This is a genomic window from Pantoea sp. Pa-EAmG (assembly GCF_030024295.1).
GTDB lineage: Bacteria > Pseudomonadota > Gammaproteobacteria > Enterobacterales > Enterobacteriaceae > Pantoea > Pantoea dispersa.
The window spans coordinates 17,191-32,459 of the sequence record NZ_JASEWO010000034.1; the positions used below are offsets into that span (position 1 = coordinate 17,191).

The 15,269-nt window shown below is 58.7% G+C and carries 13 protein-coding genes; 6 read left to right on the plus strand and 7 right to left on the minus strand.

Features of this window, described 5'->3' with window-relative positions; translation table 11 throughout:
- Window positions 1-9 precede the first annotated feature (9 nt).
- Window positions 10-810, plus strand: a complete 801-nt coding sequence (locus tag QMM04_RS07230; RefSeq protein ID WP_282995912.1) for a TraB/GumN family protein — start codon at window positions 10-12, stop codon at window positions 808-810.
- 162 nt (window positions 811-972) lie between these two features.
- A complete protein-coding gene (gene ybaK, locus QMM04_RS07235) occupies window positions 973-1,452 on the plus strand; it encodes a Cys-tRNA(Pro)/Cys-tRNA(Cys) deacylase YbaK (protein ID WP_021508645.1) in 480 nt (159 codons plus the stop codon).
- Here ybaK and QMM04_RS07240 read toward each other — a convergent pair.
- Window positions 1,449-2,318, minus strand: coding sequence for a LysR family transcriptional regulator (locus QMM04_RS07240; protein WP_021508646.1), 870 nt, complete (start codon window positions 2,316-2,318; stop codon window positions 1,449-1,451). The two genes, ybaK and QMM04_RS07240, sit on opposite strands and share 4 nt — an antisense overlap.
- Window positions 2,319-2,408: 90 nt before the next feature.
- On the opposite strand from QMM04_RS07240, the gene QMM04_RS07245 reads away from it, so the two are divergent.
- A complete protein-coding gene (locus tag QMM04_RS07245; protein WP_021508647.1) occupies window positions 2,409-2,840 on the plus strand; it encodes a multidrug/biocide efflux PACE transporter in 432 nt (143 codons plus the stop codon).
- Between the two features lie 34 nt (window positions 2,841-2,874).
- Here the strand turns inward: QMM04_RS07245 and ushA are convergent, their stop codons facing one another.
- On the minus strand, window positions 2,875-4,626 hold the full coding sequence (gene ushA, locus QMM04_RS07250; protein ID WP_282995913.1) for a bifunctional UDP-sugar hydrolase/5'-nucleotidase UshA: 1,752 nt from the start codon (window positions 4,624-4,626) through the stop codon (window positions 2,875-2,877).
- 163 nt (window positions 4,627-4,789) lie between these two features.
- On the opposite strand from ushA, the gene QMM04_RS07255 reads away from it, so the two are divergent.
- Both QMM04_RS07255 and ybaL read left to right on the plus strand, forming a co-directional pair.
- Window positions 4,790-5,989, plus strand: coding sequence for an MFS transporter (locus QMM04_RS07255; protein ID WP_282995914.1), 1,200 nt, complete (start codon window positions 4,790-4,792; stop codon window positions 5,987-5,989).
- 219 nt (window positions 5,990-6,208) lie between these two features.
- Window positions 6,209-7,897 (plus strand): YbaL family putative K(+) efflux transporter, encoded by a 1,689-nt coding sequence (gene ybaL / locus QMM04_RS07260; RefSeq protein ID WP_021508650.1) that lies wholly within the window; start codon window positions 6,209-6,211, stop codon window positions 7,895-7,897.
- A gap of 229 nt (window positions 7,898-8,126) precedes the next feature.
- On the opposite strand, the gene QMM04_RS07265 is transcribed toward ybaL, so the two are convergent.
- The 4 genes from QMM04_RS07265 to QMM04_RS07280 form a co-directional block, all read right to left on the minus strand.
- On the minus strand, window positions 8,127-9,428 hold the full coding sequence (locus QMM04_RS07265) for an inosine/guanosine kinase (protein ID WP_282995915.1): 1,302 nt from the start codon (window positions 9,426-9,428) through the stop codon (window positions 8,127-8,129).
- 58 nt (window positions 9,429-9,486) lie between these two features.
- On the minus strand, window positions 9,487-10,446 hold the full coding sequence (gene hemH, locus QMM04_RS07270) for a ferrochelatase (protein ID WP_021507223.1): 960 nt from the start codon (window positions 10,444-10,446) through the stop codon (window positions 9,487-9,489).
- A gap of 115 nt (window positions 10,447-10,561) precedes the next feature.
- Window positions 10,562-11,206 carry an adenylate kinase gene (gene adk, locus QMM04_RS07275; protein WP_021507222.1) on the minus strand — a complete coding sequence of 215 codons (645 nt, stop codon included), beginning with the start codon at window positions 11,204-11,206 and terminating at the stop codon, window positions 10,562-10,564.
- A 151-nt stretch (window positions 11,207-11,357) separates the two neighbouring features.
- Entirely contained in the window at window positions 11,358-12,185 is an 828-nt protein-coding gene (locus QMM04_RS07280) for a DUF6024 family protein (RefSeq protein WP_031279661.1), read from the minus strand.
- 189 nt (window positions 12,186-12,374) lie between these two features.
- On the opposite strand from QMM04_RS07280, the gene QMM04_RS07285 reads away from it, so the two are divergent.
- Entirely contained in the window at window positions 12,375-13,244 is an 870-nt protein-coding gene (locus QMM04_RS07285) for a LysR substrate-binding domain-containing protein (RefSeq protein WP_021507220.1), read from the plus strand.
- Window positions 13,245-13,416: 172 nt separating this feature from the next.
- On the opposite strand, the gene htpG is transcribed toward QMM04_RS07285, so the two are convergent.
- Window positions 13,417-15,269, minus strand: a 1,853-nt coding sequence (htpG, locus tag QMM04_RS07290) for a molecular chaperone HtpG (RefSeq protein WP_282995916.1), incomplete at its 5' end; no start/stop codon positions are given.

The window sequence follows — 15,269 nt, forward strand, 5'->3', positions numbered from 1 at the left end:
GGACACGGCATGAGACGCAGTGTGTGGCACCGCCTGCAACAGCTGGCCAGCAGCCTGTTCCCCGTCAGCTACAGCTGGCCCGCCATGGATATCAGACTCGGAGACCGCCGTCTGCATCTGGCTGGCAGTATTCATATGGGCACGCGCGATATGCAACCGCTGCCGGCCGGCTTGCTGCGCCAGCTGCAGAAAGCCGATGCGCTGGTGGTAGAGGCGGATATTACCCGTGGCAGTTCACCGTTTAGTGAGGGTGAAGCATATCCGCCGCTGGCAACGCGGCTGACGCCAGAGACGCTGCAGCAGCTGACGGCGCTGTGCGATGAGCTGTCACTGAACATCGCGCTGTTTGATAGCCTGCCGTTCTGGCAAATTGCGCTGATGCTGCAGGCGCAGCAGGCGCAGCGGCTGGGGCTGCGACCGCAGTACGGTATTGACTATCAGCTGCTGCAGGCAGCGCAGGCGGCAGGAAAACGCATTATTGAGCTGGAAGGGCCGGAAACGCAGATCGCGTTGCTGAAATCACTACCGCAGGATGGCCTGGCGCTGCTGCTGGATACGCTGGAACACTGGCACACCAACGCGCGACTGCTGCAAACCATGATCAGCTGGTGGCTGGATGCGCCGCCCGCCAGTCAGCCGGTGGCGCTGCCGACTACGTTCAGTAGTGAACTGAACGATACCCTGATGCGCAACCGTAATCAGCACTGGCGCGAGCTGCTGCTGGCGTTGCCGCGCGGGCGCTATGTGGTGGCGGTCGGTGCACTGCATCTGTACGGCGAAGACAATTTGCCGCAGCGGCTGAAGGCATAAAAAAGAAGGCCAATATTGCTATCGGCCCGTCAAAGAGGAATTTGTTTATGATTTTGGTTATCGCCAGGGTGACTGGCGCCGGCCAATTTTCGCGCAAAGTTCAGATTTTCGCCAGTACTTTCACGCAAACCGAGATAAGAATTTTCGTAGCAAGGACTGAATATGACACCCGCCGTAAAACTGCTGGAAAAACAACAGGTCGCTTTTACCCTGCATCCCTACGAGCATGACAGCCATGAAACGCACTTCGGTGACGAGGCGGTGCGCAAGCTCAACCTGGATGCGCGCCAGGTGTTTAAAACCCTGCTGGTGGCGCTTAACGGTGATGGCAAAGCGCTGGCAGTGGCGGTGACGCCGGTCTCCTCACAGCTGGATTTGAAAAAAGTCGCCAAAGCGCTGGGGGCGAAGAAAGCGGACATGGCCGATCCGCAACTGGCGCAGCGCGTCACCGGCTATCTGGTGGGTGGCATCAGTCCGCTGGGGCAGAAAAAGCGGCTGCCGACGGTGATCGATCAGCAGGCCAGCGAATTCCCGACCATCTTTATTTCCGGCGGCAAGCGCGGGCTGGATATCGAACTGGCCGCGCAGGATCTGGCACGGTTGCTGGATGCCACGCTGGCTGACGTGGCGCGCCGCGATTAATCAGGCTGCTGCGCGCACAGCTGGTCGATCATCCAGCGCCCGGCCGGGCCCGGCGGATTGCGCCGCGACCAGATGACATCCACCGCGATGTGCTGCGGCCAGCCCGGCACCGGCAGCTCGCGCAAGACCTGATGACCAAACTGCTGCACCAGCCAGCGCGGCAGTACGCTCCAGCCAAACCCCTGCTCCGCCATCTCCAGCAATAAAAGATAGGTTGGGGCCGACCAGGTGCGGCCCGCCGGCAGCGGCTGGCGGGTTTCCACCCAGGTATTGAGCCGCAGCTGACGCAATTCGCCCAGCTGCGCCTCGCTCACCTGCGAACGGGCTGCCAGCGGGTGATCCTGATGCAGGAAAATCGCCATTTGCGCTTCAACCTGCAGTCGCGCCACCGCCAGATCCGGCGGCAAACGCGGCTGGGCGCGCACCACGCCAAGGTGTACGCGCCCGGCCTGCAGTAAATCCAGCACATCCTCATCTTCCGCAATCATGCATTCAAACTCGATATCCGGATAGCGTGCCTCAAAGCGCGTCAGCAGATTTTCATGGTGATCGGCCTGCCAGAAGTCGGAAATGGCCAGGCTGAGACGCGGCTCAACGCCCTGCGACAGCCGCACCGCCAGTTCATCCAGCCGCTGGCTGGCAGCAAGAATTTGCTGCACCTGCGCCAGCGCGCGCTGGCCCTGAGCGGTCAGCACCGGCTGGCGACCGCTGCGATCAAACAGCGCAAAGCCTAAGTCATCTTCGAGATTGGCCACCGCGCTACTGATGGTGGACTGACTTTTTGCCAGCGCACGCGCCGCTGCGGAAAACGAGCCGCTGGCGACGGTCTGGACAAATGCCTCAAGGGATTCTGGTGAGTACTTCATGCTGAACCATCGCTTTTATCGATAGGTAATCATTTTATCTTAGCATTGTGCAGTGAGAAAATGCGTGGCGTTACTCAAAAGGAGGTTTATATGCGTACCCGTTCACTGAAAGAACGTTTTTGTCATGCCGCAGGCTTTGAAGGGTTAGCGATCGTCACGGTTGCGCCGCTGGCCGCCTGGGTCATGGATAAACCGCTGTTTCAGATGGGCGCGCTGGCGATTATGCTGTCGACCGTCGCCATGCTGTGGAACATCATTTATAACAGCGGTTTTGACCGTCTCTGTCCGCCGCAGCGCCAGCGCGGTCTCGGCCTGCGCGCGCTGCATGCGCTCGGCTTTGAGGGCGGCTTTATCCTCATCGGCCTGCCGATTGCCGCGTGGATGTTGCACATTTCGCTGCTGGACGCTTTCCTGCTGGAAGTGGCGTTCTTTCTGTTCTTTCTGCCCTACACCATGGCTTACAACTGGGCATGGGATAAGCTGCGCCAGCGCTGGGTGAGCCAGAAATCCTGCCGCGCCTGAAAAACCACGGGCGGCTGAAGTGCCGCCCGTTTTGTCACTCGTGCGCCGCGCGCGGCCAGATCCACGCCAGGATCATCTGCGGATAGCTGCGCTTCTTTTGCTTCTCCAGCGCTTTATCGCGCTCCTCAACCTGCTGCGGTGTCAGATGCACAATCTGCGGTGGCGCATAATCGGCGACGCGCAGCGGTGAGTGCTGACTGACATAGCTGCGCAGCACCTCGGCATCACGCAGGCCGCTGTTGCGGAAACCAACATGGCCATCAATCACCGGGTAGCCATCGCCGCCGCTGGCGTTAAAGCTGTTGGTGGCCATGCGATAGGTTTTATCCTGCTGCAGCGGCTCGCCATTGATTTTCACTGCACTAACGCTTTTGCCATCGGCCACCAGGCTGATGTTGCTGAACTGCGCGAAACCGCCGGAATCGGCTTTGATATTCGCCACCGTCGCCAGGTAGTTCAGCAGCTCTTTGCCCGTCAGCGTCACGGACACCACCTGATTGCCAAACGGCTGGATCTGCAACAGATCGCGCCAGCTGATCTCGCCCTGCGCCAGCGAGGTGCGAATACCGCCGCCGCTGATAACAGCAAAATCGGCCTGAGTAGCCGCCATCTGCGCGCGCAGAATCAGCTGAGCCAGCGGCATTTGTTCAAAGCGCACCTTGCTGCGGTCGCCATCAAACACGCTGTCGCTGCTGCCCACCTTAACCGCCAGCTGCTTGCCGGCACGCAGCTGATACGGCGTCAGCAGCTTCATCATTGCGCCGTTCTGCGCTATCGCTTCCTGATACGGCAGCCAGGTTTCGCTACCATCAAGGTTCTTCACCTTGTGCTTAAGGTTGACCGGAATCAGCTGATAGTTATCCAGCGTCAGCTCACCGTTGCGGAAGGTGAAATCGCCGCGACCGACAAATTTTCCCCACTCTTTCGCCTGCACGATCCACACGCCGTTCTGGCGATCCGGTTGGCACGGCTGTCCGGGCTGATAATCCGCCACGCTGACGTTCTCTTTTGCCATGCACACCGCATCGTGCGAATGACCGCCGACGATCACGTTAACCGTGCCCGGCGGCAGGCTGCGCGCCAGTTCCACATCGCCCGGTGCGTTGCTGCCATGCTGCCCGTCGTCGTAGTGGCCCATGTGCGTCAGCGCGATAATTACATCCGGCTTGTCGCTGGCGCGCAGTTCCGCCACCGCTTTTTCCGTCTCTTTCACCGGATCGCGAATCTCTATCTGCGCCACGTTCTGCGGATTGGCGATGCGCAGCGTATCAGTGGTGGTCAGGCCGATCACCGCAATTTTCAGCCCCATACGATTGAATATCGCCCACGGCCTAAACAGGCGCTTATCGCTGCCTTTGGCATAAATGTTGGCGGCAAGAAAAGGAAACTTCGCCCATTTCTGCTGCTTTTGCAGCACGCTGAGCGGTTTGTCGAACTCGTGGTTACCGAGCGCCATCGCGTCATAGCCGATGAGGTTCATGCCGCGAATGTCCGGCTCGGCGTTCAGCACATCCGATTCCGGCACGCCAGTATTGACGTCGCCCGCCGACAGAATCAGCGCGCCGCCGCCTTTGGCCTGTACATCATACCGCTGCTGATCCATCAGCGTTTTTTGCGCAGCCAGACCATATTCACCCTGCGCGTTGGCCCAGAAATGGCCGTGATGATCGTTGGTGTGCAAAATGCTGAAGCGATAGCTGCGGTCCGGCTGCCACGCCTGCGCCAGCAGCGGCAACAGCAGCATAATCAGCGCCAGCCAGCGCCCTCTGTGCGGTGATAACAACAAAGCCGATCTCCTTATTCTGCGTTTTTTTCCGGGCGGTGCGCCTGATGTGCTTTTTCGCCCTTCTGTGTCGCACAGTTCGCCCTTTAACTCAAGGCCAAAGGCGAATACAGTCATGCATGACGTAACAATCTGATAACGAAATTCCCACCCCTTCAGGATCTTTATGGCAAGTGAACAGACGTTAACCCCGACGCGGCGCACCGGGCGTACCGCTTTTGGCATTCTTGGTGCCATCAGTCTCGCGCATCTGCTGAACGATATGCTGCAATCGCTGTTACTGGCGATCTATCCGCTGCTGCAGAAAGATTTCAGCCTCAGCTTTGTGCAAATTGGTTTGATTACGCTGACGTATCAGGTTACGGCCTCATTATTACAACCGCTGATTGGCTATTACACCGACAAATATCCGAAACCCTGGTCACTGCCGGTCGGGATGGGGTTTACCCTGTTCGGTCTGGTGCTGCTGACCTTTGCCAGCACTTATCCGCAGGTGCTGCTGGCCGCAGCGCTGGTTGGCTGCGGCTCATCGGTGTTTCATCCGGAATCGTCGCGCGTGGCGCGTATGGCCTCCGGCGGCCGCCACGGGCTGGCTCAGTCGCTGTTTCAGGTCGGTGGTAACTTTGGCAGCGCACTCGGGCCGCTGCTGGCCGCCATTATCGTCGCGCCCTATGGCAAAGGCCATCTCAGCTGGTTCATGCTGGCCGCGCTGCTCGGCATCATTGTGCTGCTGCAGGTGAGCCGCTGGTACAGCCACCAGCAGCGCGCCACGCAGGCCAGCGCTGCCAGCAGGCCGCGTAACCCCCTGCCGCGCAATAAAGTGGCGCTGGCCATCGGTATTCTGCTGCTGCTGATATTCTCCAAGTACTTTTATCTCACCAGCCTGAGCAGCTATTACACCTTCTATCTGATGCACAAATTCGGGCTGTCCGTGCAGGCCTCGCAGTTCCATCTGTTTGCCTTTCTCGGCGCGGTCGCCGCCGGCACCATTATCGGTGGGCCGATAGGCGATAAAATCGGACGGAAATATGTCATCTGGGGATCGATTCTCGGCGTGGCGCCGTTTACCCTGCTGTTACCGCACGCCAGCCTGATGTGGACCAGCGTGCTGAACGTAATTATTGGCCTGATCCTGGCCTCGGCGTTTTCCGCCATTCTGGTCTATGCCCAGGAGCTGCTGCCCGGGCGTATCGGCATGGTTTCCGGGCTGTTTTTCGGTTTTGCTTTTGGCATGGGCGGCCTCGGCGCGGCGGTGCTGGGCGTAGTAGCCGACCACACCAGTATCGAATGGGTGTATCAAATCTGCGCCTGGCTGCCACTTATTGGCCTGTTGACCGCTTTCTTACCTGATCAGCAGCAGCGCTGAGCCCTTTCGGGGGGCAACTATTTTTCTCTGCCCCCCTCCATTCTGCATAAATCCTGCCGATATGCTGAGATAACTGAGGAAAATAGCGCTTCGGCTGCGTTTTTGTCTCATTTTTTCAATTTTTTCGTCTTTCACCGCTCAAATGTTTAAACGCGGCGAACGATTGTGCATTACACTAGGTTGTTACAAGCGGATACATTTGCACACAAGGAGACAGGCATGCATCACACTACCCCGTTGATCACCACCATTGTCGGAGGTCTGGTCCTCGCATTTCTCCTTGGTATGCTGGCGAATCGCCTGCGCATCTCGCCGCTGGTCGGCTATCTGCTGGCCGGCGTGCTGGCGGGTCCTTTTACCCCGGGCTTCGTCGCGGATACCAATCTGGCCCCCGAACTGGCTGAACTCGGCGTCATTCTGCTGATGTTCGGCGTCGGTCTGCACTTCTCGCTAAAGGATTTGATGTCGGTAAAGTCGATCGCCATTCCCGGTGCCATCGCGCAGATCGCGGTCGCCACGCTGCTGGGAATGGGTCTGTCATGGGCGATGGGCTGGTCATGGATGACCGGCCTGGTGTTTGGCCTGTGTCTCTCTACCGCCAGTACCGTGGTGCTGCTGCGCGCGCTGGAAGAGCGTCAACTGATTGATAGCCAGCGCGGGCAAATCGCCATCGGCTGGCTGATCGTCGAAGACCTGGTGATGGTGCTGACGCTGGTGCTGCTGCCGGCCATCGCCGGCATGCTGGAGCAGGGAAATGCCAGCCCGACGCTGCTGGCGTGGGACCTGTTACTGACCATCGGCAAAGTCGCTGCCTTTATGGTGCTGATGATGGTGGTCGGCCGCCGCGTGGTGCCGTGGATTCTGGCCAAAAGCGCCGCCACCGGTTCACGCGAGCTGTTTACGCTGTCGGTACTGGCGCTGGCGCTGGGTATCGCGTTTGGCGCGGTGGAATTCTTTGATGTTTCCTTTGCCCTCGGCGCCTTTTTTGCCGGCATGGTGCTGAATGAATCAGAGCTCAGCCACCGGGCAGCACACGACACGCTGCCGCTGCGCGATGCGTTTGCCGTGCTGTTTTTTGTCTCGGTCGGCATGCTGTTCGACCCGATGATCCTGCTGGAGCAGCCGCTGGCGGTGCTGGGTGCGCTGGCCATTATCGTGCTGGGTAAATCGATTGCCGCCTGGCTGCTGGTCACGCTGCTCGGCCACTCGCGGCGCACCGCGCTGACCATCTCCGTCAGCCTGGCGCAGATTGGCGAATTCGCTTTTATCCTCGCCGGACTGGGGATTTCGCTCGGCATGCTGAGCGACGAAGGCCGCAACCTGGTGCTGGCGGCGGCGATCCTCTCCATCATGCTTAACCCGATTCTGTTTACCGTGCTGGAGCGTTATCTCGACAAAACCGAGACCATGGAAGAGCAGACGCTGGAAGAGGCAATTGAAGAAGAGAAGCAGATTCCGGTGGATATCTGCAATCATGCGGTGATTGTGGGTTATGGCCGCGTCGGCAGCCTGCTGGGACAGCAGTTGATGGAAGCTGATGTGCCGCTGGTGGTGGTGGAGAATTCGCGCCCGCGCGTCGAAGCGCTGCGCGAACAGGGCATCAAAGCCGTGCTGGGTAACGCGGCGCGAGTCGATACCATGGATTTAGCGCGTCTTGACTGCGCGCGCTGGCTGCTGCTGACCATCCCCAACGGCTATGAAGCCGGGGAAATTGTTACCGCCGCGCGCGAAAAGCGGGCAGATATTGAGATTATCGCCCGGGCGCATTACGACGACGAAGTGGCCTATATCATGGAGCGTGGCGCCAATCGCGTGGTAATGGGCGAGCGGGAGATTGCCAACAGTATGTTGCATGTATTGCAGGAAGAGATCGCGCAAAACCCGATTGTGCGCGAGTGCCCGATTTAAGACGTTATTAATTTGCCAGGTCGCCATGAATGGCGACCCTACCATAGGATGCGCCGCCATGGAGACCCATGTAGGGTGCGCATTCATGCGCACCGTTTCGCAAAGCGCAGATATCCATCACGCATTCATGCGCATCGTTTCGCACAGCGCAGATATCCATCACACATTCATGCGCACCGCTTTACACAGCGCAGTCATCCATGACGGATCGCTGGTCAACCCGCCGTTATTACCTGTCCCAGTAAGACTCTTCTAAACTGTCTTCCCGCTCCGGCAGTCCGCGCGTCAGACGCGGGGAGTGCTGGTTCAGCACCTGATAACTGACGCGGTTGGCATATTTGCACACCTGCGCCAGCGACGAGTAGGTCAGGTATTCGCGGGCGTGTTTGCTGGAGTTTGGTACTTTCTGACGATGGAAATTATTGGCGGTAATATCGTGCAGCAGCGCCGCCAGCGCGCCATCACCGGCACCATTGGTGTTCATGATCTTCTCCGGACCGCCCATGTAAGGCGCAATGTGCGAGAAGATCCGCAGCGGCTGCTGACAATCCTGATGGCGCATGGCGCGGCTGAACTCATACTGGTTGAACTCGGCAATCGCCCCCGGCAACAGCGGATGATTGGTTTTGCGCTTAAACGCCTCTTCGGTGAACCCGGCCATATACAGCCCGGTCGGTCCGGCGGTGCACAGCACCAGATCGACCCAGTCCAGCGCCATGTTAGAGGCCAGCAGCGGATCCGCTTCGCCGGTCAGCGCGAACGCTTCCTCTTCATTCATCGCCACAATCGAGACGTGTTCGCGCAGGAAATCGCGCCAGAACTGCGGGTTATCCTGAATCACATATTTGGTACCGAGCGTCAGCACCACCGGTACATTGTGCTTTTTGGCGAACTCGATGGCCCGCAGCGTCGCTTCCGGCATCGGTTCGCCCGGCTGACAGCGCACCAGGTAGGATGTCAGCACCAGTGCAGACGCACCGGCAATCACCTCTTCCGGAATACTGGCGGCCTGCAGCTGGTTCATCAGGCTAGGGCTGATAGCAAAGGTGCGCTCGCCCTGCTCGCCGATCAGGGTAAAGCAGCGGCCAATGGCGCCATCGACGCCCTGCAGGAAGTTAAGGTCCATGCGGCTGGAGGTATTGCACAGGTAGCGATAGGCGTAACCGCCAATCTGGATGTTGTTACACATCACGCCGAGCAGCACCGAACGGTCATCAGCCAGCACCGAGTAATTGTGCAGCGTATTACCGATGGTACCGCCGGCAAACTGGTGGCTGATCAGCTGCTCGCGCATCAGCTCGTTGTACAGCGCTTCGGCGGTCGCATCGTCGATGACCAGCGAATGACCGGCGCTCAGGCCATAGCGCTGCAGGAAGTCGTCATCGACTTTGGCTTCGATATCCACCAGCGTCTGGTCGATACCCACCACCCAGCTGCCCTCTTCCTGCTCCTGCTGGGAAGCCTGCAGCAGCGGATCGCGCGCGTTGACGGGGAAATAGTGTTTGGATTTACGTTTGCCGGGAAATTTCATGAAAGCTGCCGTCAGGGAAAATCAGGCAGAGAATGATATCACATTCTCTGCCGCACCCTTAGCGGCGCGCTTGTACCAGCTGCACCATCATCTCGATGTGCTCATCATCCGCATTAAGCGCCGGAATGTATTCAAATTTCTCGCCGCCAGCGTGCAGGAAGATTTCGCAGTTTTCGCCGCTGATCTCCTCCAGCGTCTCGAGGCAGTCCGCCGCAAAGCCCGGACTCATCACCTGCACATGTTTGATCCCTTTAGCCGGCAGGCTTTTCATGGTCTCATCCGTGTACGGCATCAGCCATGGCTCGCGGCCAAAGCGCGACTGGAAGGTCATCATGATTTTATGCGGCGCAATGCCGAGCGCGGCGGCCAGGGCGTCGGTGGTGTCTTTGCAGCGCAGCGGGTAGTCGTCGCCTTCATTGGCGAAGCGCTGCGGAATGCCGTGGTAAGAGAGCACCAGCAGATCCGGCTCGCCGTGTTGGGCAAACGAGCGCTCCACCGAGGCCTTCAGCGCGGCGATATAGGCCGGATGTTCGGCGTAATCGCGGATAAACGCCACTTCCGGCAGGGAACGCAGCGGTTTAAAGCTGGCCGCCAGGCCATCCCACACTGCCGCCACCGTGGAGCAGGAGAACTGCGGATAGAGCGGCAGCACGATGAATTTGGTGACACCCTGCGCCAGCAGACGCTCAACCGCACCGTTGAGGCTCGGCTGGCCGTAACTCATGCCCAACTCTACTGGCATATCCAGCCGCTGCGCCAGCGCGGCACGCTGCCGCTTGCTGAACACCATCAGCGGGGAACCTTCGTCCATCCACACCGATGCGTACAGCTTCGAAACACGCGGCGAGCGGAATGGCAGAATGATGAAATTGAGAATCGGCCACCACAGCCAGCGCGGCGTATCCACCACGCGCGGATCGCCGAGGAACTGTTTCAGATAGCGTTTCACCGCCGCGGTGGTCGGTGCGTCTGGTGTACCTAAGTTAACCAGTAAAACCCCAGGCTTATCTTGCCTCATTGTATTTCCTTGATGTCGCAGACAATGGTTCTGAATCGGGGGAAATTGTAGCGGAAAAAGCGGAGGGGGAAAGCAATTGCTGCAAAAGGGCCGGACAACCGGCCCTGGTCACCACTTAGCCGAGGATATCGGCCAGCTGTGCACTCACTTCGGTCACCTGGCGGGTGCCGTCGATTTTGTGGTATTCGGTGTTACCGGCTTCGGCTTCTTTGCTGTAGTAAGCAATCAGCGGCGCGGTCAGCTGATGGTATTCCACCAGACGCTTACGCACGGTCTCTTCCTGGTCATCTTTACGCGTGGTCAGCTCTTCGCCGGTCACGTCATCTTTACCTTCCACTTTCGGCGGATTGTATTTGATGTGGTAAACGCGGCCTGACGGCGCATGCACGCGGCGGCCGACAATGCGATCGACAATCAGTTCGTCCGGTACGGCGAACTCGAGCACGTAATCCACCTTGATGCCCGCCTCTTTCATGGCGTCAGCCTGCGGAATGGTGCGTGGGAAACCATCGAGCAGGAAGCCGTTTTTGCAGTCTTCCTGCGCGATACGCTCTTTAACCAGCGCAATCACCAGTTCGTCCGTTACCAGTTTACCGGCATCCATGATGGCTTTCGCCTGCTGGCCCAATTCGGTGCCGGCTTTGACAGCCGCACGCAACATGTCGCCCGTGGAGATCTGCGGAATACCGTATTTCTCCATGATGAATTGAGCCTGAGTGCCCTTACCTGCGCCCGGTGCCCCGAGCAGAATAATACGCATTGCGTAATTCCCCTTGCGAATCGCATTGATCAATCTGAGAAGGCCAAGAACATACCATTATGACCCGCACACCACAAGGCAACGGGCCCCCGGGCGCTGAAAGGCCTACTTTGACCTGCTTTAGCGCGGTGCGCCAGTAGCAGGCGCGTTTTTAAGAATTTCGGCTGTCTCTGAGCACCTCGCGCAGCCGTTTTTTTAGCGCAGCGGTGACGTTCTGCGGCTTATTGCCGTTGCCGCGTACGCTGACCGGCAAAAACAGGCGATGCGGCGCGGGCAGCAGCTGCATATCCGCGGGCAACGCGGGCAGCGCACTGCCGGGCGGCAAGGGCAGCAGCGCAAACGGCAGGCCGGGCTGGTGAATCGACTGCAGCGTGAACGGCGTATCCAGCGTCAGGCTGTCAACACTGGCAACGTTGAAGGGCTGCCAGTCGTCCTGCGCCATGCACTCCAGCGCGCGTTCCGGCGCGTCACCAAGCGCCAGCCCCTGTTCGAACAGCCGCAGTTCGCTGCGCACCAGCGTACTAAAATCATGAGTACGCAGCGCAATCAGCACCAGATCGTCGCTCAGCATCGCATGCTGATTCAGCTGGGTGACAAACAGTCGCGCCTCGCTGATAAGTCGTTTATGCAACACGCTGGCGAAGGAGCCGGACGCGTGCGTCACGCCCTGGCTCTGGCAGGCACTCAGATTGCGCACCCGGCCCTGCTGCATATCGACGTGATCGACCAGCGCGATATTGCCCGCCATCATCGGCAGGGCCGGCAGCACGCTGAGTTCGCTGACCGGATATTGCGCGGCGTAGCGCGTCTGATTGCGCGCCTGCTCCTGGCGCAGAAACAGTTGCGAGAGCAGCACGCGCGCGATGTGCAGTGAGGGGGCAAAAAACAGATCGTAATTTTCCAGCCGATAGTGACGGGACAGCAAGCCGCGCAGCCGATCGCGCGCCGCCGCCCTGGCAGTAGCCTGTTGTGAAGTCATCACGTGACATTTCTCTGTATTATTCTGCTGTGTGAAGCTGGCGCTGGCAGCGGACATCGTCGCTGCTGTACACAGCGAAGCCGGTCCGTCAACCCGCCAGATTAAGCAGGAAAGGTTAGGTTAATGCGGCTGGACATTAAAATGATATAAACTGACAATCCCTGTTAGGTTTTTACACAGGGGATGAGTATGACCGCGCTTCCGTCGTTACGTGCACTGCACTATTTTCATCAGGCGGCGCTGCATTGCAGCTTTAGCGTCGCGGCCGAATGTCTCCATGTCACCCACAGCGCCATCAGCCATCAGATTCGCCAGCTGGAGAGCTGGATGGGCAAGCCTCTGTTCATCCGCACTAACGGGCGCGTGCGCTTAACCTCTCACGGCGAACGTCTGCTGGTGAGCTGCCAGAAAGCCTTTAGCGAACTCTCTACCACCTGCGTAAGTATTCGCACCGGGATGCGCAATCATCTGAGCGTCGCCTGTACCCCGAGTTTTTTATCCCAGTGGCTGATTCCGCGCATCAGCAGCTTTTACCAGCGCTATCCCGATATTGAAGTGCAATTTCAGCCGCAGGGCGATATTGCTCAGCTGCGCAGCGAACACACCGATGTGCTGATCCTCAGTTATGAACAGGCGCCGGACGACGACATAGATGCCTCGCTCATCAGCGATGATTACGTCGGCCCGCTGTGCGCCCCACAGTACGCGGCGCGTTTTCACAGCGAGCAGGATCTGGCGTCGCTGCCGCTTTTGCACGCCGATACCCGCCTGCAGGCCTGGGCCGAATGGGCGAAGATCAGCGGCGTGCGCGGTAATTTTTGGCTGGGCAAACATTTCGATAATCTGACGCTGGCGATTCAGGCCGCGAGAAACGGACTGGGCGTGATTGTGGCACCGCGCCTGCTGGTGCGTCAGGAGCTGAACGACGGCACGCTGATTGCGCCGCTGGGGTTTGTGCGCGCCGACCGTGCCACCTGGATGATGACCAAGCGGTCACGCCAGCACGATGCGGAGATTACGTTGTTCCGGGATTGGCTGCGGGATGAAGCGCTGAAGTAAGCAAGGGCGGCATAAATAAAAAAAGGTCGTCATTAATGACGACCCTACGAATATGTGATTTTTTTAGGTCGTCATTAATGACGACCCTACAGAGAGTGGACAGTTGTCGAATCGGTGCCAGGTAACCTGTAGGGTCGGCATTCATGCCGACCGTTCCGATTACCGCACCGCGTTACGCCGTCAGCAACTGATTCATGCGGCGGATAAACTGGTTAGGATCGTCCAGCGTGCCGCGCTCGGCCAGCAGCGCCTGATCCAGCAGCAGTTCAACCCACTCCGCAAAGCGCGCTTCATCCTGGGTATCAGCCACGCGTTTCACCAGCGTATGCTCCGGATTGATCTCAAAGATGTACTTCACTTCCGGCACGTCCTGACCGGCTGCGGCGAACAGCTTCGCCATCTGCGTGGTCATTTCGTTGGCGTCGGTGGTGACAATCGCTGGCGTGTCGGTGAGGCGATGGGTCAGGCGCACCTCTTTGACACGCTCGCCCAGCAGGGTTTTCACGCGATCGACGAACGGCTCCAGCGCTTTTTCCGCTTCCTTCTGCGCTTCCGTCTCTTCGTCCGCCAGCTTGCTCAGCGACTCATCCGCTTTGCTCACCGACTGGAATGCTTTGCCATCGAACTCCGTCAGGTAGCTCATCATCCACTCGTCGATACGATCGGAGAGCAGCAGGACCTCGATGCCTTTCTTACGGAACAGTTCCAGATGCGGGCTGCTTTTCGCGGCGGCATAGCTGTCGGCAGTGATGTAGTAAATCTTCTCCTGCCCTTCAACCATGCGGCTAACGTAATCGTCCAGCGAAACGGTCTGCGCCGCACCTTCGCTCTGGGTGGTGGCGAAACGCAGCAGTTTAGCAATCGCCTCCTGGTTGGCATGATCTTCCGCCGGGCCCTCTTTCAGCACCAGACCGAACTCTTTCCAGAACTGCTGATATTTCTCTGCGTCGTCTTTGGCCAGTTTTTCCAGCATCTGCAGGCTGCGTTTGGTCAGCGCGGCGCGCAGGCTCTGCGTGACGCGGCTGTCCTGCAGGATCTCACGGGAAACGTTGAGCGGCAGATCGCTGGAATCTATCAGGCCACGCACAAAGCGCAGGTAGTTGGGCATGAACTGTTCCGCGTCATCCATGATGAAGACGCGCTGCACGTACAGTTTCAGACCGTGCTTGCTGTCGCGGTTCCACATGTCGAACGGCGCACGCGACGGGATGTACAGCAGGCTGGTGTACTCCTGCTTACCTTCGACGCGGTTGTGACTCCAGATGGCCGGATCGCTGAAATCATGGGCGATGTGTTTGTAGAACTCGTTGTACTCTTCGTCGCTGATTTCGCCTTTGTTGCGCGTCCACAGCGCCTGGGCTTTGTTGATCTTCTCCCAGGTGACGGTATCGTTCTCTTCGTCTTTGGTCTCGATCTCCACCGGCAGCGCGATGTGATCGGAATATTTGCTGATCACGTTGCGCACGCGCCACGCGTCGAGGAAGTCATCTTCGCCTTCACGGAAGTGCAGCGTAATTTCGGTGCCGCGATCGGCTTTCTCAATCTCCGCCAGCGTATACTCGCCTTCGCCGGCGGATTCCCAGAACACACCTTCGTCGGCTTTGGCGCCCGCAGCACGGGTGCGTACCGTCACTTTGTCAGCCACGATAAACGCCGAGTAGAAACCGACGCCGAACTGGCCGATCAGCTGGCTGTCTTTTGCCTGATCGGAACCCATCGATTCCAGAAACGCTTTGGTACCGGATTTCGCGATGGTACCGAGGTTTTCAATCACCTCATCACGGCGCATACCGATGCCGTTATCGCTCAGCGTCAGCGTGCGTTTTTCCTTGTCGACCGAGATACGCACGCGCAGGTCGCCATCGCCTTCGTACAGATCCGGCGTCGACAGTGCGCGGAAGCGCAGCTTGTCAGCCGCATCGGAGGCGTTGGAGATCAGTTCACGCAGGAAAATCTCTTTGTTTGAATAGAGGGAATGGATCATCAGGTGCAGAAGTTGTTTTACCTCTGACTGGAAGCCACGCG